Annotated in this window: 22 protein-coding genes; all 22 read left to right on the top strand. The window is 38.3% G+C overall.

The features are described 5' to 3' along the window. Nucleotides 1–20 precede the first annotated feature (20 nt). The 22 genes from nrfD (at nucleotide 21) to OQ267_RS04575 (ending at nucleotide 25929) form a co-directional block, all read left to right on the top strand. A complete protein-coding gene (gene nrfD, locus OQ267_RS04470) occupies nucleotides 21–1493 on the top strand; it encodes an NrfD/PsrC family molybdoenzyme membrane anchor subunit (protein ID WP_029286948.1) in 1473 nt (490 codons plus the stop codon). Nucleotides 1494–1495: 2 nt separating this feature from the next. Next, complete coding sequence (locus OQ267_RS04475) at nucleotides 1496–2032, top strand: DUF3341 domain-containing protein (protein WP_029286947.1); 537 nt, start codon at nucleotides 1496–1498, stop codon at nucleotides 2030–2032. Then, nucleotides 2004–2621, top strand: coding sequence for a c-type cytochrome (locus tag OQ267_RS04480; RefSeq protein ID WP_088302208.1), 618 nt, complete (start codon nucleotides 2004–2006; stop codon nucleotides 2619–2621). The genes OQ267_RS04475 and OQ267_RS04480 overlap by 29 nt, the downstream gene beginning before the upstream one ends. A gap of 15 nt (nucleotides 2622–2636) precedes the next feature. After that, nucleotides 2637–3860, top strand: a complete 1224-nt coding sequence (locus OQ267_RS04485; protein WP_088302209.1) for a quinol:cytochrome C oxidoreductase — start codon at nucleotides 2637–2639, stop codon at nucleotides 3858–3860. 72 nt (nucleotides 3861–3932) lie between these two features. Beyond that, complete coding sequence (locus OQ267_RS04490; RefSeq protein ID WP_088302210.1) at nucleotides 3933–5168, top strand: cytochrome c oxidase subunit II; 1236 nt, start codon at nucleotides 3933–3935, stop codon at nucleotides 5166–5168. Nucleotides 5169–5190: 22 nt separating this feature from the next. Further along, nucleotides 5191–7071, top strand: coding sequence for a cytochrome c oxidase subunit I (locus OQ267_RS04495; protein WP_172406547.1), 1881 nt, complete (start codon nucleotides 5191–5193; stop codon nucleotides 7069–7071). 84 nt (nucleotides 7072–7155) lie between these two features. Next, nucleotides 7156–8214 carry a COX15/CtaA family protein gene (locus tag OQ267_RS04500; protein ID WP_265835049.1) on the top strand — a complete coding sequence of 353 codons (1059 nt, stop codon included), beginning with the start codon at nucleotides 7156–7158 and terminating at the stop codon, nucleotides 8212–8214. Nucleotides 8215–8226: 12 nt separating this feature from the next. Further along, complete coding sequence (gene cyoE, locus OQ267_RS04505) at nucleotides 8227–9135, top strand: heme o synthase (RefSeq protein ID WP_088302213.1); 909 nt, start codon at nucleotides 8227–8229, stop codon at nucleotides 9133–9135. A gap of 16 nt (nucleotides 9136–9151) precedes the next feature. After that, nucleotides 9152–9718: a cytochrome c oxidase subunit 3 gene (locus OQ267_RS04510; RefSeq protein WP_088302214.1), complete on the top strand. Its 567-nt coding sequence runs from the start codon at nucleotides 9152–9154 to the stop codon at nucleotides 9716–9718. A gap of 31 nt (nucleotides 9719–9749) precedes the next feature. Then, nucleotides 9750–10457, top strand: a complete 708-nt coding sequence (locus OQ267_RS04515) for a cytochrome c oxidase subunit 3 (protein WP_088302215.1) — start codon at nucleotides 9750–9752, stop codon at nucleotides 10455–10457. Nucleotides 10458–10481: 24 nt separating this feature from the next. Beyond that, nucleotides 10482–10829 carry a cytochrome C oxidase subunit IV family protein gene (locus OQ267_RS04520; RefSeq protein ID WP_088302216.1) on the top strand — a complete coding sequence of 116 codons (348 nt, stop codon included), beginning with the start codon at nucleotides 10482–10484 and terminating at the stop codon, nucleotides 10827–10829. Beyond that, nucleotides 10829–11524: an SCO family protein gene (locus tag OQ267_RS04525; protein WP_265835050.1), complete on the top strand. Its 696-nt coding sequence runs from the start codon at nucleotides 10829–10831 to the stop codon at nucleotides 11522–11524. The genes OQ267_RS04520 and OQ267_RS04525 overlap by 1 nt, the downstream gene beginning before the upstream one ends. Nucleotides 11525–11629: 105 nt before the next feature. Further along, the gene (locus tag OQ267_RS04530; RefSeq protein WP_265820350.1) at nucleotides 11630–12172 is read left to right on the top strand and encodes a DUF420 domain-containing protein; all 543 of its coding nucleotides are present in this window, start codon (nucleotides 11630–11632) and stop codon (nucleotides 12170–12172) included. A gap of 156 nt (nucleotides 12173–12328) precedes the next feature. Then, entirely contained in the window at nucleotides 12329–12922 is a 594-nt protein-coding gene (locus OQ267_RS04535) for an RNA polymerase sigma factor (RefSeq protein ID WP_265835051.1), read from the top strand. A gap of 65 nt (nucleotides 12923–12987) precedes the next feature. Further along, nucleotides 12988–14166 (top strand): FecR family protein, encoded by a 1179-nt coding sequence (locus tag OQ267_RS04540; RefSeq protein ID WP_265835052.1) that lies wholly within the window; start codon nucleotides 12988–12990, stop codon nucleotides 14164–14166. 339 nt (nucleotides 14167–14505) lie between these two features. After that, complete coding sequence (locus OQ267_RS04545; RefSeq protein ID WP_265835053.1) at nucleotides 14506–18126, top strand: SusC/RagA family TonB-linked outer membrane protein; 3621 nt, start codon at nucleotides 14506–14508, stop codon at nucleotides 18124–18126. A 10-nt stretch (nucleotides 18127–18136) separates the two neighbouring features. Then, nucleotides 18137–19597 (top strand): RagB/SusD family nutrient uptake outer membrane protein, encoded by a 1461-nt coding sequence (locus OQ267_RS04550; RefSeq protein WP_265835054.1) that lies wholly within the window; start codon nucleotides 18137–18139, stop codon nucleotides 19595–19597. 2 nt (nucleotides 19598–19599) lie between these two features. Next, nucleotides 19600–20958, top strand: coding sequence for a zinc-binding metallopeptidase (locus OQ267_RS04555; protein ID WP_265835055.1), 1359 nt, complete (start codon nucleotides 19600–19602; stop codon nucleotides 20956–20958). Between the two features lie 16 nt (nucleotides 20959–20974). Beyond that, nucleotides 20975–22291, top strand: a complete 1317-nt coding sequence (locus tag OQ267_RS04560) for a DUF4302 domain-containing protein (RefSeq protein ID WP_265835056.1) — start codon at nucleotides 20975–20977, stop codon at nucleotides 22289–22291. Between the two features lie 535 nt (nucleotides 22292–22826). Next, nucleotides 22827–23222, top strand: coding sequence for a type VI secretion system tube protein TssD (gene tssD / locus OQ267_RS04565; RefSeq protein ID WP_025141859.1), 396 nt, complete (start codon nucleotides 22827–22829; stop codon nucleotides 23220–23222). 130 nt (nucleotides 23223–23352) lie between these two features. Next, nucleotides 23353–23748, top strand: a complete 396-nt coding sequence (tssD, locus tag OQ267_RS04570) for a type VI secretion system tube protein TssD (RefSeq protein ID WP_088299806.1) — start codon at nucleotides 23353–23355, stop codon at nucleotides 23746–23748. Between the two features lie 339 nt (nucleotides 23749–24087). Continuing rightward, complete coding sequence (locus tag OQ267_RS04575) at nucleotides 24088–25929, top strand: type VI secretion system Vgr family protein (RefSeq protein WP_265835057.1); 1842 nt, start codon at nucleotides 24088–24090, stop codon at nucleotides 25927–25929. The last annotated feature ends 1 nt before the right edge of the window (nucleotide 25930 follow it).

Genomic DNA, 25930 nt, shown 5'->3' on the forward strand with positions numbered 1-25930 from the left:
GCATAAAGAAAATACAAATTATGTCAGGACATAACGAATCAATACTTAGAGAACCATTAATTACCGGCGATAATATCACGTATGCTAAAATTACGGATGATATTTTAGGACCGGTAGAAAATAAGCCAAATAAAGCCTGGTGGATTGGGTTCATTTTTGCCTCATTAGGTGCTTTACTTTGGGTGGTAGCAGTAAGCTATACTTTCTGGAATGGTATCGGTGCATGGGGTTTAAATAAAACTGTTGGATGGGCTTGGGATATCACCGGTTTCGTGTGGTGGGTTGGTATCGGTCACGCTGGAACATTAATTTCAGCAGTACTATTACTTTTCCGTCAAAACTGGCGTAACTCCATTAACCGTTCTGCAGAGGCGATGACGATCTTCGCCGTTATTTGTGCTGCTACTTATGTGGTATCACACATGGGCCGTCCATGGTTAGCATACTGGGTTTTACCTTTACCCAACCAATTCGGTTCACTTTGGGTAAACTTTAACTCCCCATTGGTTTGGGATATGTTTGCCATCTCCACTTATTTCTCTGTATCCTTATTATTCTGGTATACAGGTTTGTTGCCGGATATTGCAACCATTCGCGACCGTGCAGTGGGTACACGCAGAAAAATCTATTCTATCTTCTCTTTCGGATGGAGTGGAAGTGTTAAGACATGGCAACGTTTTGAAGCGGTATCATTAATTTTAGCCGGTATCTCTACACCACTGGTACTTTCGGTACACACGATTGTATCCATGGACTTTGCAACATCCGTAATTCCCGGATGGCACACCACGATCTTCCCTCCGTACTTCGTAGCTGGGGCGATTTTCTCCGGATTTGCGATGGTATTAACTTTATTGTTGGTTGCCCGCAAGGTATTAGGCCTTGAAAACTACATCACCATGTTCCACATTGAGTCGATGAATAAGATCATCATCTTAACCGGATCTATTGTTGGTGTGGCATACTTAACAGAATTTTTTATTGCCTGGTATTCTGGTTCAGAATATGAGCAATATGCCTTCATCAACAGATCTACAGGTCCTTACTGGTGGGCATACTGGATGATGATGACCTGTAACGTTATTTCACCGCAATTACTTTGGTTCAAGAAGATCCGTTTAAGCATCCGTGCCACCTGGATTTTATCGATCGTGGTAAACATCGGTATGTGGTTTGAACGTTTCGTAATTATCGTCACCTCATTACACCGTGATTATATTCCTTCAAGCTGGGCCATGTTCTATCCAACCTGGGTTGATGTAAGTGTATTTGTGGGTTCAATCGGCTTATTCTTTACGTTGTTCTTATTATTCTTAAGGGTATTGCCTTCAATTGCTATTGCAGAGGTTAAATTGTTATTGAAATCTGCAAGTGAGCAGGCCAAAATGAAGCAGATTAAAGAAGGTCATGAGAATAAAGAATACGTTGCTGAATACGTAGAGTCTTTACAGAAATTTGATAGTGTTAAACAAGAAGATTACGCAAAAATATAACAATGAGTAATATCAAATATATTTTAGGCAGTTTTGGCGATCCTGATGAAATGATGCATGGCATCGAAAAGCTTCAGGAAAATAACATCAGCATTCATGATGTATACACCCCAATGCCTATCCACGGAATAGAAGCCAAATTGGGAATTAAAAGATCCAGAATTGATATCGCAGCATTTTGCTTTGGTATTACCGGAACCTGCGCAGCATTTGCATTGATTTATTTCTGTGCGGTGATTGATTGGAAAGTTAATATTGGTGGTAAACCATCCTTTGCCTTACCGGATTTTATTCCGATAATGTTCGAGTTGACGGTACTATTCTGTGCTTTCGGTATGGTATTAACCTATTATGCATCTACGCATTTGTTTCCGGGAAGAGCACCAAGGGTAATGGATCTTCGTGCAACTGATGATCGTTTTGTGATCGCAATTGATGCAAAAGACAATGCAGCACATACAGTTATTGATGGATTATTAAAAGATGCAGGTGCTTTAGAAGTAAAGTATAATGAAAGGAAGTACATTAGCTATGAATAAGAATAAATTTGTTTATACGGCGTTTTTAGCTATTGCTTTTGCAACTACTTTCACCGCTTGTAAAGATAAACGCAGTACTGGTTTGGAATATGCCAGAAATATGTATGATCCGATTGCTTTAAATCCGGATCAGCCTGTTGATACCGCACATGTACCTAGTTTTAAAGGTCATGCTGCCCAGTTGCCACCGGCAAATACAAAACCTGTAGGTTTTACAGAGTATGATGAATATCCAAATACCAAAGAAGGATATGAGGCAGCAGGTGTGAGCATGGTAAATCCACTACCGGTTGATACCCTGAATCTTGCAGCGGGTAAACATTTGTTTACTGTATTTTGCAGCCCTTGCCACGGTGAAAAGGGAGATGGACAAGGCCACCTGGTTAAGATTGAGAAATTCAGCGGTGTTCCTGCTTATCAAACAGGCGCTTCATCAAGAGGTGGTAACATGGTAGATCTTACCGCCGGTAAAATTTATCACACCATCACTTACGGTGTAAATAACATGGGCTCGCATGCTTCACAAATTACACCGACAGACCGTTGGAAAGTAGTGATGTATGTTCAACAATTACAAAAAGGACAATAGTAAAGCAGAATATAAATGGGAACTCACAATATTAATTTTAGTGAACAATTTGAGTTTACAGGGAAAGTAAAAACTTTAAGTATAGTTGGTATCGCTTTAGGTATCGCTGCTGTTGCTTATGGTTTTATTGCCGGCGATAAAGTGATGCATGAGCGTACTTTTGCCAACCTGTTGCTTATGGGATACTACTTTGCATGCGTTTGTATGTCGGGTATGTTTTTCCTGGCTGTTCAATACGTCGCACAGGCTGGTTGGTCTGCATCTATTTTACGTGTACCACAAGCAATGGCTAAAACTTTGCCAATTGCAGCTGTAATACTGGTTGTTATTATTTCGGCGGGTTTATATACACACAATTTATACCATCACTGGCATGCTGATGGATTAACCGATCCGAACAGCCCTAACTATGATTCATTAATTGCAGGGAAAGCCGTTTTCTTAAATGTACCTTTCTTCCTTGGTCGTCAGGTTGTGTTTTTAGGTGTATACAGCATCTTTGCCATGCTTTTTGTTAAGTTATCATACAATGAAGATTTAGCAGGAGGTTTGGAATCATACAGAAAAGGATTTAAGAATGCCTGTATCTTTTTAGTGATTTATGGATTTACCACACCGATCTTCGCTTTCGATACCATCATGTCTTTAGAGGCACACTGGTTCTCTACCATGTTCGGCTGGTATAACTTCGCAGCGATGTGGGTGAGTAGTTTAGCCACTATCGCCATCATCCTGATCTTATTAAGAAGAGCGGGATACATGCAATGGGTAAACAATAGCCACTTACATAACTTAGGTCAGTTTATTTTTGGTTTCTCTATCTTCTGGACTTACGTTTGGTTTGCACAGTTCTTATTGATCTATTATGCCAATATGCCTGAAGAAACCGTTTATTTCTATAAACGTTTTGAATACTACAAATTCTGGTTCTTCTTAAACCTGGCGATGAACTTTTTAGCTCCTGTTTTATTGTTAATGGACAGGGATAACAAAAGAACAGATGTGAAATTATTGTTCGTATCTATTGTAGTGCTGTTGGGCCACTGGGTTGATTATTATCAAATGATTATGCCAGGTGCAGTTGAGGATGGACACAATGGATTTGGCGTGGTTGAAATCGGAACTGCAATTGGTTTCGTAGGATTGTTTACCTTTACGGTTTTAACATCATTGAGTAAAAAGCCTTTGATTGCGAAAAACCACCCATTATTACAGGAAAGTTTGCATCACCAACTTTAGCAGGTGATATTATAAGGGCAAATATTTATATTATTATTATAATTAGCAGTACAGCGTACTACTTTTAAGAAAATGAGTTTAAGAAAGTTTATCACGAATAAAACGACCGCAGCTTTGGCAGTACTACTTACTGTTTTTGCGAACACGAGCGCATTTGCGCAGGAGGCATCAGTAGCAGGTGCAGCAGCGGCACCGAAAGTTGATATGGGTGAGGTTTATAAATCAGTAATTTTTTATATTCTGATTTTCCTGGCCGTATGTTTATTCATTGCAATTATTGGTAAATCAATAAAAGTATATGAATTAAGCCGCGAAGCACAAGGTAAACCGGTAGGCATCAACTGGAACAGGGTACATGCCAGTTTATTTGCCTTGTTTCTGGTTTTAGGTTTATACGGTGTGTATTGGGAATATACCGTACATGGTTCAATGTTATTACCGGCTGCAGCTTCTGAGCATGGTAAGAAAATTGATGAAATGTTTAATTTAACTTTAATCATTACAACCATTGTATTTATCGCTACACATATCCTGTTATTCGGATTTTCTTATATCTACAGGTATTCTGCTAAAAGAAAAGCTTACTACTACCCACATAATAATACCATTGAAAAAATCTGGACAATTGTTCCGGCTTTAGTGTTAACGGTATTGGTGCTGATGGGTTTCTTAACCTGGAGATCAATCTTCTTTAAAACTGAAGATCCAAACCATAAACCTTTGCAAATTGAAGTTACTTCAGAGCAGTTCAAATGGTCTATCCGTTATCCGGGTGCTGACGGAATTGTTGGAGATAAGAACTATAAACTGACTACAGCAACAAATCAGTTGGGAATTGATTTTAAAGATATTCACTCCCGTGATGATGAGATGGCAGATGAAATGGTTATTCCAGTTGGAAAACCGGTAAAACTGATCTTAACCAGTAAGGATGTGATTCACAGTTTTTATATGCCACACTTCAGGGTACAATTGAATACTGTACCGGGTATGAAAACCTTCTTTGAGTTTACGCCAACCAAAACTACTGCTCAGATGCAGCAGGAAACAAATGATCCGAACTTTAAGTTTCTTTTCCTTTGTGCGAAAATCTGTGGATCTGGTCACTACAACATGCAGAAAGTTGTACGCGTAGTTTCGGATGCAGAATACAAAACGTGGATAGCTGAACAGAAAACATACTTAAATGATGATTTGAGAAAACAATTTAATTTGCCGGTTGCTCCTGCTGCCCCTAAAGCAGCATCAGATTCAACAGCTAAAGATTCAGCAGCTGTGAAACCAAACCAAATGGCTTTAAATAAATAATATACCGCAGAGCGAAAGAATTATGTCAACAATAGCATTACACGACGAACACAATCACGATCACGCTGATCATGGACACCACAAGGAAACGTTGATTTCCAAGTATATCTTCAGCATGGATCATAAAATGATTGCTAAGCAATTCCTAATCACGGGTATAATCATGGCAGTGATTGCGATGGGCTTATCAATATTATTCCGTATTCAACTGGCCTGGCCAGATCAAAGCTTCCCTTTCCTGGAAACATTTTTAGGAAAATGGGCTGAAGGCGGACGTATCAAGTCTGATTTTTATTTAGCCCTGGTTACCATTCACGGTACCATTATGGTATTCTTTGTGTTAACCGCTGGTTTAAGTGGTACCTTCAGTAACTTATTGATTCCACTACAAATCGGCGCAAGGGATATGGCTTCGCCATTCTTGAACATGCTTTCATACTGGTTCTTCTTTATGGCTTGTGTGATCATGATGTCTTCATTCTTCATTCAAACTGGTCCGGCATCAGGTGGATGGACAGTGTATCCGCCATTATCCGTAGTGGCTAAAGCCATGCCGGGATCTGGTATGGGTATGACGTTATGGTTGATCAGTATGGTACTTTTCGTTGCTTCATCTTTAATGGGTGGTATCAACTATGTCAGTACCATTTTGAATATGCGTACCAAAGGTATGGATCTTTGGAAAATGCCATTACCGATCTGGGCTTTCTTCTTAACCGCTATTTTAGGTATCTTATCATTCCCTGTACTTGTAGCCGGGGTGGTTTTAATGGTATTCGATCGTAGTTTCGGAACGAGTTTCTATTTATCAGACATCGTAATGGGTACTGATATTTTACCGAATGAAGGTGGTTCTCCAATTTTATGGCAACACTTATTCTGGTTCTTAGGTCACCCTGAGGTTTATATCGTAATTATGCCTGCTTTAGGTATTTCATCGGAGGTCATCTCAGTAAATTCACGTAAACCTATTTTTGGTTACCATGCCATGGTTTACTCTTTAATTGGTATTACCGTATTATCCTTCATTGTATGGGGACACCATATGTTTGTAACCGGTATGAACCCATTATTAGGTGGTGTATTTATGATTACCACATTGATCATTGCGGTACCTTCAGCGGTAAAAACGTTTAATTATTTAGCAACGTTATGGCGTGGTAATATCCGTTTCACACCAGCCATGTTATTTGCCATTGGTTTGGTATCATTCTTTATCTCTGGTGGTTTAACCGGTATCTTCTTAGGAAATGCCTCTTTAGATATTAACTTACATGATACTTATTTTGTGGTTGCCCACTTCCACCTGGTAATGGGGTCTGCTGCGATCTTTGGTATGCTTGCTGGTGTTTATCACTGGTTCCCAAGAATGTTCGGTAGAATGATGAATGCTAAATTAGGATACCTGCATTTCTGGTTAACCTTCATTGCTGCCTACCTGGTATTCTTCCCGCTTCACTTTTTGGGTTTAGATGGTGTACCGCGCCGTTATTATGCTTTCACTGAATTTGAATTCATGAAGAAATGGTTAACAGTAAACATATTTGTAACCTGGGCTGCTATTATGGCTGCACTTGCACAGGTAGCATTCCTGTTTAACTTCTTCTACTCGATATTTAAAGGTAAAGTAGCTCCTCAGAACCCTTGGGAAGCCAATACTTTAGAGTGGACTGCTCCGGTAAAACACATTCACGGAAACTGGCCTGGAGAAATTCCAACGGTTTACAGATGGCCTTATGACTATAGCAAACCTGGTCATGATGCAGACTTTATTCCGCAAACGGTTCCTTTTTCTCAAACCATGAGCTCTAATTTACCTCATGATTTTGAAGGAAATGCAGAAGCCGAAAAAATACAGCAGGACTGGGAATTGGCTAATCCTGTTGAAGAAAACAAGGGCTAGTTAATTAGTCTTCAATACAATTTAAAAAGGGGTATCTGACTAAGTTTCTGCTTATCCGGATACCCTTTTCACATAAAAAGGTATATGATCAGCAGATCAGAGCAAAATTTTATCAGGATTAACTTTATAACCATTATTGTTACATTATTGGTTATACTGGCGGGCGGTATTGTCAGAAGTACAGGTTCTGGTATGGGCTGTCCTGACTGGCCAAAGTGTTTTGATCGGTACATTCCACCTACTGACATTTCGCAGCTTCCGCCAAATTACCAGCAGAAGTATGTTGAGGGAAGATTAAAGAAGAATGAAAAGTTTGCCAGGTACCTGGAAAGCATGGGTAAAACTGAATTGGCTGATCGCATCAGGCATGACAAAAGTATCACCATCCCTGAAGAGTTTAATCCAACCAAAACATGGGTAGAATATGTAAACAGGTTGGTCGGCGTAATGGCGGGTTTATTTTTGTTGCTGACACTGGTTTTTTCGTTTACTTACCGGAAGCGTGCCAAGCGCATCATAGTCTTAAGTATACTCAATATTTTTGTGGTAGGGTATCAGGCCTGGTTAGGCTCAATTGTAGTTTCCACTAATCTGGCACAATGGGTGGTAACGGTACACATGCTTCTGGCGCTGGTTATTTTAGCGATATCGATTTATACTTATAGTTATGCCAAGCAACTAAACAAAACACCTTCGGTAATTATGTACCGGATACTATGGTTGAAAGGATTTTTATTGTTTACAGTGGTATTAAGCATTCTTCAGATTGTGTTGGGTACAGAGGTTAGAGAATCTGTTGACGTTGTGGCTAAGTCACTATCAGGCGGATTAAGAAGCAGCTGGATATCCAGGTTGGGAGACATATTTTCTCACCACCGCGATTTAGCGATTCTGGTGATCATTGCCAATGCCATCGTATATAAAATGGTGATCGATCGTTTTAGTGGTAAGGCGGCACCGTTGTTAACGGCACGATTTATTTTAGTAACGCTTCTCATTCAATTATTAAGTGGATTTGCACTGGCATATTTAGCTTTTCCACCGGCAGCGCAGGCCATACATATTTTGTTTTCTACGTTGTTATTCAGTTTACAGTTTTATCTCTACCTGTTGGTTTACCGGACAAGTACATATAAGCAATAATATTTAAGGAAGTTGAAACAATTTTTTTCAGATTTTTCTAAGCTCATTAAATTCAGGCTATCGTTTACGGTAGTGTTTTCTGCATCGATCTCATTTTTAATCGGACAGAAAATGCAGGTTGGCAGGGGACACATTCCGTCAATTGACTGGGCGAATTGGGGGATATTGATTGCCGGCGGATTTTTGGTTACCGCAGCGGCCAATTGCTTTAATGAAATTATTGAGAAGGATTTGGATAAACTGATGACCAGAACGAAAGACCGCCCGATGCCTGCCGGCAGAATGACCACCGGACAGGGATTAATAATGGGGGTATTTATGGCTTTTCTGGGTACCTGGTTATTGGGTAAGCTGAACCTGGAAACCGGTTTGTTATCTGTGTTTTCCATTTTGTTATATGCATTTGTTTACACGCCTTTAAAGCGGAAATCGCCGATAGCCGTTTTTGTTGGTGCTATTCCGGGCGCTTTGCCGCCATTGATTGGTTACCTGGCTGCTTTCGGAAGCTTGAAAGCAGAGATGTTTCATGAGGTTGATTACTGGGTTGCTGTTGTGTTATTCATGATTCAGTTTGTTTGGCAATTCCCTCACTTTTGGGCCATTGCCTGGGTATTGGATGACGATTATAAAAAGGCGGGTTTCCGGTTGTTACCCACTAAGAAAAGGGATAAGACATCGGCTTTGCTTACCTTCATCAGTACATTAATTTTGATTCCGGTAAGTTTACTGCCAACTATTATGGGTTTCGGTGGTTATTATGTGGCTGGTTTATCCTTAATTGCAGGCTTGATATTTAGCTGGCTCGCTTTTAAACTGTTAATGAACAGGGAACTGGCAGACGCCAGAAAAGTGATGTTCTGTTCATTTTTTTACATTCCAGCTGTACAGCTGGCTTTATTATTAAATTTTATAGCACAATAATTTTATGGTTCTAACAATGGAAAAGATCCAAGATACATTTGATCCAAAACCCCGGAAATTTATCGTCTGGCTTTTTGTGGTATCATCTACCATCATGTTTGGTGGCTTTACCAGCTATTACCTGGTATTTGCCGCATCAAAAGGCAAAGGTCATGGCTTGGTGTTACCTGATGCATTTATTTACAGCACGCTGGTGATTATTGCGAGCAGCATTACACTCGTGCTGGCTTCAAAAGCCATGCGAAAGCTAAACTTCAGCCTTCAGCGCAACATGCTGTGGTTAACGGTTATATTGGCTGTTGTATTTGGCGTGATGCAGTTTAATGCCTGGAGCAGTATGGTTAGAACCGGTGCAACACTGGTAGGCAATAATGCCGCTATATCCTTTATCTATGTGGTATCGGGTTTACACTTGCTGCATATTATCGGCGGTGTTGGATTAATCATTAATGCATTGGTGGGCAGCTACAGAAATATTTCTCCGGCCAAAAGCAATTACCGGATGGAAATCGCTTCTATTTTTTGGCATTTTATAGATATCTTATGGATATATCTGTATGTTTTTTTACTTTTGAACCGTTAAATTTGTTAACAAACTATTATACTATTTCCAAATGAATTCAGTATCACAATTAGATCAAGTTAAAACCGGGCCATGGAATGGTGGCCGTTCTCCGTGGTCGGTAGAATATGGCAAAATCATGATGTGGTTTTTCCTTTTGTCAGATGCTTTTACCTTTTCTTCTTTATTAATTTATTATGGCGCACAACGCTTTTCTAAATTAACATGGCCTGATCCTGATTTGGTTTTCCAATCAATTCCAGGTATTAAAGATACTGGTGCACCATTGGTATTTGTGGGTATCATGACTTTCATCCTGATCATGAGTTCGGTAACAATGGTTTTAGCGGTTGAAGCTGGTCATCGCCGTGCAAAGAAGGAAGTGATCTGGTGGATGGTGGCTACCATTATTGGTGGTTTCATGTTCCTGGGTTGCCAGGCACTGGAATGGACACACTTACACCACGAAGGTTTCTGGTGGGGTCAAATTCCAACAGCTGAAGAATTGAAACACTTATTTACCGGTGATGTATCTTTAGTAGCGGCACAACAGTTTGCTAACTTATTTTTCACCATTACAGGTTTCCACGGTTTTCACGTATTCAGTGGTGTGGTCATCAACATCATTATTCTGATCATGACCATTAACGGTACTTTTGAAAGAAGAGGCCATTACTTAATGGTAGAAAAAGTGGGTTTATACTGGCACTTTGTTGATTTAGTATGGGTGTTTGTATTTACATTCTTCTATTTAGTTTAATTTATCATTTCTAAACATATTATCATGTCAGAACATCACGCACATACAGAAGGACACGAAGAGCATGCAGGTTTATCCAAAGGTAAAATCTGGCAGGTTTTCGGTATCCTTTTATTAATTACGATTATTGAATTTATCGTAGCCCTTTGGGTTTTGCCTAATGGCTACTTGTCTCACGCTATTGGGAACTTTGTTTATATCGCTTTAACCTTAGTTAAAGCTTTCTACATCGTTGCATACTTTATGCACTTAAAGTATGAAAAATTAGGATTACAGCTTTCCTTAACCGTATCATTCATTTTCATTATTTACTTTATTGTTTTAATGTTAATTGAAGGTGGATTTTTAAATATCCACATGATGAATCATTAATGAAAGGTAACACCATCAAAAAACTTTTAATCCTGGTAAGCATTCTGGCTGTACCGGGATTTTTATTTTTTTACTTATTGCCACACTTTGCGAAGAACCGCTACAAAAGTCTTCCTATTTACGGGGAGAAAACCGTTGCATCCAGTTTTCATACGGTAAGAGGTGAAAAAATACCAGATACCATTTATCACCAGGTACCAGATTTTAAACTGATCAATCAGGATCTGGACACGGTTTCATGGTCGGCCTTTAAAAATAAGATTATCGTATTAAACCTATTTTATACCGGCTCCAATAATACCAGTGTAGTTCAGTACATTAAAAAGTTATCTGATGGTTATGAAGAGAAACCATTGGTACGCTTTATCAGTCTTTCGGTTGATCCATCTGACCAGACAAAAAACAAGGCATATGCTGCTACATTTCAGGCTAAAGCGGATAAGTGGAGCTTTCTGGCAGGAGATAGCAGTGTGACTTATCCCCTGATCAGAAAGGGTTTATTACTTGATGTGATTGAGGATGACAGAAAAGATAAGCCCAGTTTTATTTTTGGAAATAAGATCATACTGATTGATGTTCAACACCGCATCAGGGGAATGTATGAAAGTGACAGCCCTGAGGCTACATCCCGTTTGGAGGATGAAATAAAAGTACTCATTGCCGAATACTTACGGAATGTTAAAGACGGCAGGTAGGGAGCTTTAGTCCAAAGTTCATAGTCCAAAGTCTTTAGTCAAAAGTCTAAAGTCTAAAGTTGGTGATGGCATATAGCAACAAATAATAAAAAGATTTATATACGCATGGAAAATAGCCCAATTGAAAAAAAGTATAGCAAGTGGATCATCATTTTATCCATCTTCATACCTGTTGCAGTGGCCTTTTTATTTGTGGTGAAGCTTAAGGATTTAGGTATAGATGCGCCAACTCTTCCTTTTTTACCACCCATCTATGCCACCATTAACGGCATAACCGCCGTGTTACTCGTTATTGCTGTTTGGGCTATTAAAAACGGTAAAGTTAACCTGCACCAAAACTTAATGAAATCGGCTATCGCCTGTTCTTTATTATTCCTGGTGATGTACATTGCTTACCATATGACAACACCTTCTACCAAGTTCGGAGGGGATGGAACGATAAAATATGTTTATTTCTTTATTTTATTAACCCATATTCTGTTATCTATCGCCATTATACCTTTGGTATTGGTGACCTATGTAAGGGCACTGGCCGAAAGATTTGACCGGCATCGCAAAATTGCCAGAATCACCTTTCCATTATGGCTTTATGTAGCCATTACCGGCGTAGTGGTGTACCTGATGATTGCTCCTTATTATCAATATTGATACGATTTTGATTTTTAGCTTTTTTTTGTAAAACATTAGCCAATATTATGTATTATTGGTACATGTTTATGCCATCCTGATACGGATGAATAAATATATCTCTTTTGATATCCCTCGTGATTTAATTAACTAAAACGAATGATGACCAATTGATATATGGCCTTTAAGGATAGTGAAAAAGAACGGGAACTGCTTATGGCAATTGTTGGGGGAAGCGAGAAAGCATTTTCTATTCTATTTTTTAATTATCTCTCTGTTTTACAGTCTTTTGCGTTTAAGTTTACTAAATCTGAGCATGCTGCAGAAGAGGTTATTCAAGATGCCTTTTTGCGTATATGGCTAAACCGTGATAAACTAGAACACGTTGATAATGTGAAAGCCTATCTCTATAAATATGTATCAAATGAATGCTTAAGCTTTCTTAGAAAAAAAATCAAGGAAGAGAAAGCCATAGGTTTTTTAAAAATTCATCATGCCGATCAGGACAATGTGACCCTTGACGCCATCCACCTCAATGAAATAAATCATATTATTACTGCAACAGTATCTAAATTACCAAACCAACGCAGAAAAATTTACGAATTAAGTAGGGTGGAAGGTAAAAGTATTCCTGAAATAGCCGAAATTTTAGGCCTGTCTGCCAGTACTGTTAAAAATGCACTTGTTATTGCTTTAAGAAGTATTCGGGAAAGCTTAGTTAAACATGGAATATCTCTTTTTTTAATTTATTTAATCAAGGGGATTCATTAAAAATACAAAAAAAATAATTTTTCGATAGTCCTGATTTGTCTTTTGTGCTTCTTAGTATCAGATCTATGGAAGAAAGAGTATTATTTCTGATAAATAAGTTTCAGTCTGGCCAAATGTTGGAAGCTGAAAAGAATGAATTACTTCTCTTTATAGAAGATCATCCAGACGCCGTAAGTGAAGAAATATTTAATTTACTCATGGCCCATGATCTGGTGCATACCAATGATGATGAAATAAATATTAGTCATCATAAATGGGATTCAATCCTTCAGAAAATTGTATCTGTAGATCAATTAAAATACCAGCAGAAACCTCCTATCTCACTTTATTACAAATGGGCGGCAGCAGCTGTTTTAATTCTGGCGTTAACATCCATATTCATTTATAAAATACGTGAAAAGTCACCTGTTTTTACTACTGACATTGCGCCTGGTGGAAACAAGGCAATACTTACCCTGGCTAACGGAAAAAAAATCTCATTAAGTGATGTTGCTAATGGAGATGTGATTAAAGAAGCTGGCCTTTCCATTTCAAAAACAGCTGATGGTCATTTGGTTTACCATGTGATGAATGAGGATCAGTCTACAGGCGGCAATGAAACCAATACCATTACAACACCAAACGGAGGTGAATGGCAGATACACTTGCCAGATGGCAGTGATATATGGTTAAACGCCGCATCCTCACTGGAATATCCATTAAATATGAGTAAAACCTCCGTACGAAGTGTGAGATTAAAGGGGGAAGCATATTTTGAAGTGGCTAAAGACAGTGCTCATCCGTTTGTTGTAGAAACAGAAAAGCAAAAATTAGAAGTATTAGGTACCCACTTTAATATTAATAGCTATGCAGATGAACGCACAACCAGAACAACGCTATTAGAAGGTAGTGTTCGCATTTCCTCGCGCACTAATTTAGCAGAATATGGAATTTTAAAGCCTGGTGAGCAATCTGTATTATCAGCTCAGGGAATTAAAATCAATACGGTAGATACTGATGAATCTGTTGCCTGGAAAAAGGGATATTTTATGTTTAATAATGAGAAACAGGAAAGTATCCTCCGTAAAATATCAAGGTGGTACAACATCAAAGTGGAATACGCAGACGAAGAAGCAAAGGATGTAATGTATTACGGAACAGTAAGCAGATTTGATAAAATTTCTCAGGTGTTACACAAGTTTGAACAAACCGGTGAGGTTCGTTTTGAGATGCAAGGCAATAAGATTATTGTTTACAAAGATTAAATCAAAAAGATGAGGACGTAACTAACCCTTATCTATAAAAATATTACTAACTATCAACCTTAACCTAAACCAAAAAACTATGTACAAACTTCGACAACACCACTGACGTTCAAAAAGCCAATAGAATAAAAAAGGAGTGCTTGCAACACCCCTTTAATTTTGCTGTCTGGCTATTTCGGTAACCCGGAACCAAAAATCAATTATTTCCTGATAAACCACGATACCACATGATGTGCTTAAACAATAAGTGTGTATCGATAAAAAACAGACTATTAAATGTACAAAATTTATATAAGAATTTTATGTACGCATCGCCGCTACATACCTAAATTGCTATTGATGATGAAGTTAATTACGGTCATATTACTGGCCTCCCTCATGCAGGTTAGTGCAGCTTCGTTTGGACAACTGGTTACGTTAAATGATAAAAACGTAACACTGGAAAGAATGATTAAAGAAATTAGAAAGCAATCTGGTTACGATGTTTTACTATCAACAAATAAGCTTAAAAGTACCACTACGTTTAACGCGAACTTTAATCAATCAACCATAACAGAAGTGATGACAAAGATCATTGCTGGAAGGGATTTAAGCTACTCTATTGAAGATAAAACGATCTTAATTAAACCAAAAGATAAATCAATCTTAGATAAAGTAGTCGATTATTTTGTCGCTGTAAAGGTAACAGGTAAGGTTAAAGACAAAAGCGGTAATGCGCTTCCTGGCGTAAGCGTTAGAGAAAAAGGTGCATCAAATGCGGTTTCTACTACTTCATCAGGAGAGTACACCATCACCGTAAAAGAGGGAGCGACACTCGTTTTTAGCTATGTTGGATATAAATCAACAGAAGTTGAAATCGGAAGTCAGACCACCATAAATGTAACTTTATCAGAAGATGCTGAACAGCTTAGTGAAGTAAATGTAGTTTCAACTGGTTATCAGGACCTGAATAAAAAGTTATTTACAGGTGCCGCCACAGCACTCAAAGCTTCGGATGTGAAAAGAGATGGTATCAATGATGTGAGCCGAATGCTGGAGGGGCGGGTTGCAGGTGTTTCTGTACAAAACGTATCGGGTACCTTTGGCGCTGCACCAAAAATCCGTGTTCGTGGTGCAACCTCTATTTCCGGAGATAATAAGCCATTATGGGTAGTAGATGGGATTATCCTGGAAGATGTTGTAAACATTTCCAATGAACAATTATCCACTGGTGATCCTTCAACTTTGGTTGGATCTTCCGTAGCCGGGCTAAACCCTGATGATATTGAAAGTTTCAATATTTTAAAGGATGCAGCCGCTACAGCCCAATATGGCGCAAGAGCAATGAATGGTGTGGTGATCATTACCACTAAAAAAGGTAGAAATACACAAGGGAAACCTGTTATTTCTTATACAGGTAACTTTTCCAGTTACATGAAACCCTCATATGATAATTTTGATATTTTAAATTCTGCAGATCAGATGAACGTTTATCTGGAAATGCAAAATAAGGGTTGGTTAAATCATTCTAGTTCATCACGTAGTGCAAATGGAGGTGTATTTACCAAGATGTACAATGAAATGTATAAATATGATGCTGCAACCGGAACGTATGGATTAAAAAATGATGCACTTAGTCAAAAACAATATTTGCAACGTTATGCGGATGCCAATACAGATTGGTTTGATATCTTATTCAAACAGTCTTTCATGCAGGAACATTCAATAGGGATTTCATCAGGTACTGAAAAATCAAAGATTTATGCTTCAACGAGTTATTTGCAGGATAATGGTTGGACTGTTGGCGATAATGTGAAACGTTTTACAGGCAATGTTCGTGGAAACTTTGAAATTAATGACAGATTAAGTATTGAGCTCATTACGCAGGGATCAATCCGTGACCAAAAAGCACCAGGTACATTGGGTAGAAACGGTAATCCGGTTTATGGAACATATGATCGTGATTTTGATATTAACCCATTCAGTTATTCATTAAATACCAGCCGTGCTCTTACTGCCTTTGATGCAAATGGAAATCGTGAGTTTTTTACCCAGAACTACGCACCGTTCAATATTTTACATGAGTTGGAAAACAATACGCTTGAACTTAATTTAATTGATTTTAAGGTTCAGGGTGGGGTAAGATATAAAATCACGAAAGATTTAAAGTATTCATTTGATGGAGCATATCGTTATGCTAAAACCAGTCAGGAGCATAAAATTACCGAAAACTCCAATATGGCTGAGGCTTACCGTGCTGGTATAAGTCCAAATGATGCAACAGTTAGATCGAACAATAAATTTTTATACCGCAATCCTGATGATCCAAATGCATTACCGGTTAGTGTATTGCCTTATGGAGGTTTCTATAAAACCAATGATGATAATATCGTAAATTATTATGTTAGAAACAGTTTGGAGTATGATAAAACTTTTAACGTAGACCATTTGGTCAACTTTTTTGCCACTCAGGAAATGAGATACATCAACCGTCAGAATAAAATATTTGATGGTTATGGATACCAATATGATAAGGGCGGTATTCCGTTTATCGATCCAAATATTGTAAAATCAAATGTAGAGGGTGGTTTTAATTATTATAGTATGGGCTATCGTTATGAACGATACTTAAACTATTCATTAAGGGGCGCATATTCTTATAAAGGCAAGTACAGTATTAACGCTACAGGGCGTTATGACGGATCAAATCTTTTGGGTGAATCACCTACAGCAAGATGGTTGCCTACCTGGAACGTCTCCGGCGCGTGGAATATTGATACAGAAAATTTTATGCAATCTGAGCGGATTAAAAAGATCATTAACCGGGCTACCCTTCGTGCTACTTATGGGCTAGTTGCAAGCATGGGTACAGCGCAAAATTCTAGTCTCGTGTTAAGAAGTATGGCCACACGCAGGCCTTACATACCAGAAAAAGAGACCAAATTATATATCGATGGACTGGAAAATTCTGAGTTAACATTTGAAAAACTCAATGAGTTAAATCTTGGCTTGGATTTAGGGTTATTTAATGACCGGTTAACCCTTACTGTAGATGCCTATCAGAGAAAGAGTTTTGATTTAATTGGCGAATTTAGAAATGGCGGCATAGGAGGCGAAGCAGTAAAGCAAGCCAATTATGCAGATATGAAATCAAACGGTATAGAAGCATCTCTTGGCGCTCGTATTTTAAAGACAGGAAACTTTAGCTGGTCATCACAACTCATTTTTGGATACAATAAAAATGAAATCACAAACCTTAAGAACCAGCCATTAATTTTTGACTTAATTGGACCAGATGGGGGTGCTTTGGAAGGTTATGCCCAACGCGGTTTATTCTCGATCGATTTCAAGGGATTAGATCCGTTAAATGGTTCTCCAAAATTTCTGAATAATGAAGGGGTGGTTAGTGGCGATGTTTATTTGCAGAGCAATGTGGTTAAGTATTTAAAATATGAAGGACCAATTGATCCGAAATATACTGGTGGTTTCTCCAATACATTTAAGTATAAAGATTTTACACTTTCTACACTGGTTACTTTTGCTGCAGGAAATAAAGTACGTCTTTCTCCAGCTTTTAAAACAAGCTATACCGATTTGGATGCTATGCCTAAAGCTTTTTTAAGCCGTTGGGAAATGCAAGGAGATGAACTTAAAACCAATGTACCTTCTATTTTAGATGCACTTGAAGCAATTGACTTTAGAAGTATTTATGCCTATAATAATTATAACTATTCTACAGAACGTGTGGCAGATGGAGGCTTTGTAAGAATGAAACAAGTCATTTTAAGCTATAATATTCCATCAAAATATACGAAGAAGCTTGGATTGACTAATTCTTCAATAAGTGCTGTCGGTAACAACTTATTCTTGATTTATTCAGATAAAAAGTTGAATGGGCAAGATCCGGAATTCTTCGGATCAGGTGGTGTTGCATTGCCGATACCACGTCAGTTCACATTGTCTTTAAAAGTAGGATTCTAAATAAAAAATCATGAAAAAAATATTTATATCTATTGTTGCCCTTTCTTTTCTTTCAACCATGGGGTGTAAGAAGTTTTTAGAGCAATCTCCAGATCAAAGAACACAATTAAATTCAGTTGATAAAGTAGCAGAATTATTAACCAGTGCTTATCCGGAAGGGAATTATATTGCTTTTACGGAAACATCATCAGATAATGTAGAAGATAAAGGTCCGGGTATAGGTGATGAAAACAGGGAAATTGTTTTTCCTTACTATTGGAGAGATAATGAAAATTATACTGAAGATACACCTACTAATTACTGGAACGCCTGTTATACTGCAATTGCAGCAGCTAATGCTGCACTAGAAGCCATTGGTAAGGCACCTGATCAAACGGCTTACTTACCTTATAAAGGTGAAGCATTGCTTGCCCGAGCGTATGCTCACTTTATGTTGGTTACGCTTTTCTCCAAAACGTATGAGGCCGGTACCGCTAATGATTCTCCGGGGGTTCCATATGTAACTTCACCAGAGAAGGTTGTAGTTGGCCAATATTCCAGAGGTACTGTTGCATCAGTATATGCGAATATAGAAAAGGACTTAACCGAAGGGTTGCCGCTTTTAAGGAACACGGCATATAAAATTCCTAAATATCACTTTAATATTTCTGCAGGAAATGCGTTTGCGGCGAGATTCTTTTTGTTTAAAAAAGATTACGATAAAGTAATTCAATATGCAAGTGCCGTATCTCCGGGAAATTCATTTGCAAACATTTTGAGACCATGGAATACTCGATATAACACTTATACCCTGGATGAAATGTACTTGTATTTTACCCAAGCGTCAGAGCCATCTACCTTATTATTAATTGAGACCGCTTCATCATGGGCAAGAACCCTAACACCTAGGTTTGGTTATGGGCAGATCATTAATAATGAAGTTTTTACCAATAATGTTACCGGAGCCCGTTGGTCATATAAATCAGCTTATTATGGGCAACCACATTATAGTATGCTGAAATGGAAAGAATATTTTGTGAAAACAAGTCCTAATGCCACCATTGGAGAACCATACACGATAGTTCCCGTACTTACAGCAGATGAAACCTTATTAAATAGGGCGGAAGCTTATGCCTCATCAGGACAAAATACATTGGCCCTACAGGATCTGAACACCTATGCCAGCACCAGAATTTTAAATTACAGTGCAACTACTCATGCCATAACATTAGCTAAAATTGCCGCTTTTTATGGTATCGCCGATCCCAAAGAAGGGTTAATCGCCACTGTCCTGGATTTTAAGAAAAAAGAATTTACTCAGGAAGGTTTGCGCTGGTTTGATATTTTAAGGTATAAAATACCTGTAACGCATCGTGTTTATGCTGTAAATGGTTCATTTACAACCATGGAGCTTACTGCTAATGATCCAAGAAGATTATTTCAACTCCCTACACAAGTTACACTTTCAGGTATTAACCAAAATCCAAGATAATTATGAAAAAAACATTTAAATATGGATTGGTTGCATTAGCCATGTTTACAATCCTCACATCCTGTAAAAAGGAATCTAAGCTGAATGCTGATTTGGATGCGATAGACCAAAATATAATAAAAGATAAAAATTCGACTGATATCTGGTTAGATCAAAACTTTTTGAATCCGTATAATATTGAAACCAAATATCGGTTTGACCGTTTTGAATTAGCATCAGGAAAGAATATTACTCCTCCCGCAGTAGAACAGGTAATTCCTGCAATGGAAATGGTTCGTGATGTGTGGATCAGACCATATGAAGTTGCCGGTGGAGGAGATTTTATTAAAAAAATCTCACCAAAACAATTCGTTTTAGCTGGTAGTGCAGAATATAACAGCAATGGTTCTATCACTTTAGGTACAGCAGAAGGCGGGCGTAAAATTGTTCTTTATGTGATTAATTCGTTTGATAAAACGAATATCAATTCTGTGAAACAGATGATTCAGGTGATTCAGCATGAGTACACGCATATTTTGAATCAAACGGTGGATTTTTCTCCGGAATATCAAACCGTATCTCGTGGTGGTTATGAAGCCAACTGGACTCAACGGCCACTTTCAGAGGCATATTCGCTGGGTTTCATTACACAATATGCCCGGGTGTCACCACTGGAAGATTTTGCAGAGCAATCATCCAATATGTTAATGTTGGGGAGGGTACAATATAATGCCATTGTAGCCACAACACCTGCAGATGCTCAGGTTAAACTGAAGAAAAAAGAACAATATGTAGTAGACTATTTTAAGACTGCATTTAATATTGATTTCTATCAGCTACAGAAGGAAGTTCAAAGGGCATTATTTAAAGTATCTCCTCCTGTTTTATCGAGGTTAACTGGTTATGGAGTAGGCTATACTACATTATATTCGAACCCTAGCACAGACCCAAATCAATCTGCAGAATTTTTAGGATTATGGAATGCCGCAAGAACTTCTATGGCTGCTGGCGGCTTTGTTCTTAAAGATTTCTTAATGACTTTTAAAGCAAATAATGTAATGACATTGAGATATACATTTACAAATGCCACAGGAACTACGACTTATTTTGCCGATGCCGATTATACTTTAGCACTAAATGCAAACACTGGCTTAACTACATTTACCTTAATGGCGACTCAACCAACTGGAACTACGTATAGTAACATGGGAGTAATTAATGCCCGAATGGCAGGGGTGAACAGTTACTTTTCAACGGGATCATTCAGGGCGAATTGGATTAATCAAATTATACCAGGCGAAATTGGATACTTAGGTTCACTAGGCGCATTTTATAAAACCACAAATGCTAACTCCTATTTTTATGGAACAATGGGGCAATAATTTAAGGGAAATCAACATGAAAAAAATATTAATATATACACTTTTTTCTCTTGCCTTATTTACGGGTTGTAAAAAGGAAGAGGTATTGATTGATGGCGAAAGACCTGAAGAAAGGGTTTCTACTGCTGTAACAAAATATAATAGTGAATTAACCGGGAGTACAAACGGCTGGAAGGCATTCCTATACCCGGAAGGCGGAGGTGGCTATTCATTCTACTTTAATTTTACCAAAGATAATAAAGTGAGTATGTATGCTGATCTGGATGTTGATCCGGCTAGAGAAAGTATGGAAAGTACATTTCGGGTAAAAGCATTACAAAATCCAACATTATCTTTTGATACTTATAGTTACTTACATATTCTGGCCGATCCTGATCCCAATACCTTTGGTGGCGTTGCAGGTTGGGGACTATATTCCGATTTCGAATTTACATTTGATAAACAGGTAGGGGATTCCATTATGTTAACCGGTAAGCTGTTAAAAAGCAAATTGGTTTTGGTAAAGGCAACGGCAGCTGAAAAAAAGCTTTATGATGAAAAAGGTTTACTAAATGCTATTCAAACATCCGTAGATTATATTGATGCTAACAATAACCTATATTTTACGCTTGTTGACGCTATAAAGGTTCAAACTTCTATCAACTATTTCCAAAAAGTGATAACCCTAATCTGGGATAACGGTAATGGTGGCGTAACTACAACTTCAACTGGCTTTGCTTTTACCTTAACCGGAATAAGGTTTAAGGAACCTTTAATATATAAAGATAAAGCCATTAGCGAGTTCACCTGGGATCCGGCTAAGCAGGTATATTTTACCACAGTAGGCGGAGTAAGACTGGAAATCGTTTCTTCAACAACTTCAATTTATCCTTTACACTTACTTTTAGGTATCCAATATTCCGGAATTATTGTTCCGAATGGTACGAATTACCCAGGATGGGGAACAGAATTTATTACCCGAAGAGCAGCCGCAGCAGCAGGTACACTTACATCAGGATATAATTTAAGATTAGATCGAATGGTCTTTAATTTTAATACCATAAATAATACCATGTTGTTAAGTGCTGATGTTTATCAGGGTGCAAACAGGTTTGTTGCAGATTTTCCATATACTTTTACTAAAACTACAGCAGGTGTGTATAAATTTACAGGATCAGCACCAACAGGGAATGCTGCTTTAATTGTAACACAAATGGCACCACTTACTACACAACGCATTAATGCAGATACTTTCACACTTGCCTATTTTACAAATCCAACAACGGGGGAGATCTTAGGTCAGTTTAAAAGTGTAGAACATCCAAACTTTACATTCTCCGGCTCTTTACAGTAACGACGTATAACTTAAATAATTTGTACTTAGCGGCTGTGTCAAAAGTTATTTTTTGACAGGGAGTGCCAAATTAAATTCTAAAGCTGTTAAGCTTGCAATTATAAGAGGCTATTTTCGATTTGAAAGTAGCCTCTTTCTTGATTGATAACAAGGTTTGCGAAATTTAATTCCGTTATGTAATTATGTTTTACTTTTGATACCGCTCTCTTTTGATGACCTGATTTTTAATTAACTACCGCCTTTAGGTGTGTCCTAAATTTCTACAAGTTGTGGAGAATTACTACAGTTTGTGGAGTGTATTATGATCTTCAATGTATGTGCTACATGAAAATTTTTGTAAAACTTTTCCACATTTTTATCGTATATATTTGGTTTTACCAATCTGGAAAGGCGAATAACCTGAGTTTTTCCACTTTTTTAAAAATTTTACATACATTATTTCTTGCTTAATGTGCTGCTGGCTTGATATTTGGTTAAGGTTTGATATGGTAGCGTAAGCTATAAAGAACCAATTTTAACCAAAAACCCTAAAACTATGGCTTTCAAAGCTAGATTAAATTTTTCGGGCAAGGAGTACGATGTGCTTCATTGCGCCTATGCGTTAAACCGCGATGTAGATGCTAAAGGAAGACCCTCTTCCGGAGTTTATGGCGGTACCATTGATATTGAGATCGAGTCAACCGAAGACACCTCCATTATCGAAGCGATGGTAAACAACCAGTACAAACCCATTACCGGAACCCTTCTGATTAAGAAAACGGAAGAAGATGCCAAAATGAAGGAGGTTAATTTCGAAGATGGCTACATTGTCAAGTATTCCGAAGGAATTAACATTGTAGGTGATCACCCGATGACACTTAAATTCCAGATCTCGGCCAGAAAGCTGAAACTCGGAAATGCAGAGCATCTAAACGATTGGCCTAAAGCGTAAAAGAGGTAGAGGATAAAAAGGTTGAAGGAATAAGGTTAATTAAATGCCGGATGCCCACGACCATGCTCTTCACCACACGCCAGCCGCTAACCACAATTCATTTTTTCAAAAACATTTAAAACTTACCAAAATGGCATTTAAGACCAGATTAACATTAGGTTCAAAAGAATTTGATGTATTACAGTGCAGCTTTTCATTAAACAGGGATGTAGATGCTAAAGGCCGTCCATCATCAGGTGTATACGGTGGTACCATTAACATCGAAATTGAATCAACTGAAGATACTTCAGTCATCGAATCAATGGTGAATAACCAATACAAACCACAATCAGGAACGATTGTCTTCAAAAAAGGCGAAGAAGATGCTAAAATGAAAGAACTAACTTTCGAAGATGGCTATATCGTTCAATATAGTGAAGGTATTGCCGTAAATGACAATACACCAATGACACTTACTTTCGTGGTATCAGCAAGGAAACTCAAGCTGGGTAATGCAGAACACGAAAACGATTGGCCGAAGGCATAGTCTGCTTCAGGCAAAAAATAATATAGTTAAAGCGATTGGTATAAACCAGTCGCTTTTCGCTATCCGATTTTATTTATAACAGATTAGTCCATCTAAATTATTCGTTATTTTGATGTCCCGTCGAGGGACCATCTGAAGTTGATGCTTTCTCATTGCATTTAACCCTATCTGCGATGATAAAACATTCATATTTTTAGCGGTTATAAGGTGGACATTAAAGAAGCAACATTTATTTAAACCCGGCACGGTACGTGAATCAAATGAGTTCTTAAAAAGAACACCACATTCCTTTCTGAATAAAGTTTCAAGTAATTGTTGAACCACTGATTTATCGTCAATATGGAAAAGAAACTCCTTGCAGAAATCAATATTGAAGGCAAAGAAATTACACACTTTGCTTCTTTCAGTTTAAAACAGGCTTTTAATGATCACCATCATTTCGAACTTCGTTTTAACCACGACCATATGGGTGCGCCTGGCCTGATCAGTTTAGATGATAGCCGCGATTTTGTAGGTAAATCCTTAACTGCATCTTTTGGCCATTCGCAGGAAGGCATGCAGCATTTTATAGGGATTGTTGCCAAAGTAGAACTCTCGCAGAGTCATGGCTACCATGGGGTGTTAATTGTAAGCGGCTATAGCCCTACGATTTTAATAGACCGCGGACCAGACCTGGGCTCTTATTTAGATAAAGATTTAAATGAGATTGTAAAACTGGCCACCAAAGATACGCCGGCCAACGATTTAAAGGTGGTGGCAAATGCAGACAGAGATACCTCAATCGACTACCTTATCCAATATAAAGAAAGCGACTTCGCCTTTCTTAACCGCCTTTCGGCAGAATACCATGAGTGGTTTTTCTATGATGGCAAACAACTCAATTTCGGCAAGCCCGATGTACAAAACGAAATCTCTTTATTTTACGGGCGGGATGTTCAGGAAATGCAGTATGCCATGGAAATCGGGCCGATCAAAAATAAACGGTTCTCCTATAGTCCAAATCAGAATGAAATGCTTCAGGGCGAAAGCACTGGAAAAACGGATGGATCGACACCAGATTTATCACATGCCATCAAAGCATCAAACCTTACTTACAGCAAAACCTTTAATCAGCCCGCTTTAATCCGGGTAGATAATTCGAACGATATCAAAAAGCTGGTCGAAAATGAGGAAAAGGCCAATACCAGCGAACTTTTAAAGGTTACCGCCAGAGGCGACAATGCAGAACTGAGCATTGGCAGCATTGCCGAAATTACGATGAGTCTTCGGAAAGAATTGGCATTTACCACCGAAAGCTTAGGTAAATTCCTGATCACGAGCATCAATCACCACATCAATGAAAACGGTAAATACCACCATACCTTTGAGGGAAGGATAGCCACCACCGAACGTATTCTGGTTAAAAATTTCGAAAAGCCACAGCCGGATATGCAACTGGCAGATGTGATTGATAACAATGACCCCCAAGGGCAGGGACGGATTAAAGTAAGGTTTAAGTGGGAATGTTTAACCAATGATGTTACCGAATGGTTGCGGGTAGTTACGCCAAGTGCCGGAACAGGTGAGCGAGGCAGTAACCGGGGTTATTTTGCCATTCCTGAGATCAATGACCAGGTGATGATCGCCTTTGAAGAAGGCAACATCGCCCGTCCGGTGGTGATGGGCAGCGTATACCACAGTTCGAGTGTGGATAGCAGCCCGCTGATTAAAAATCACCTCAAAAGTATCATTACCAGAAGCGGGCATTTACTGGAATTTGATGATAGCGAGGGCACACAAGGGATTAAGCTGACCGATATGCACCAAAACATTATCTACATCGATACCAAGGGCAATAACATTACCATAACCGCGCTGGAAAACATGACGCTGAATTGCAAGAATATGCAGATTAATGTAGGCGAGAATATGGATGTGCAGGTGGGTCAGAATCAATCTACGAATGCAGGTAAAGATATCGCGATAACCGCTGGAAATAACTATTCTTTAAGTGCAGTTGGTGATGTATCAGAAACATCAAACAATAGAACAGAGCTTGCTACGAAAGATTTTAAAAGAACAGCTGATACTTCAAATGAAATAGCAAGTGAAATAAGCTTGTTCAGTGCAAAAGAAAATATGACGATGCAAAGCGGTAAAATTGTAGAGCTTAACAGCGCAGAAAAATCTAATCTTTTCTAAG

Source organism: Pedobacter sp. MR22-3 (genome assembly GCF_026240075.1).
GTDB lineage: Bacteria > Bacteroidota > Bacteroidia > Sphingobacteriales > Sphingobacteriaceae > Pedobacter.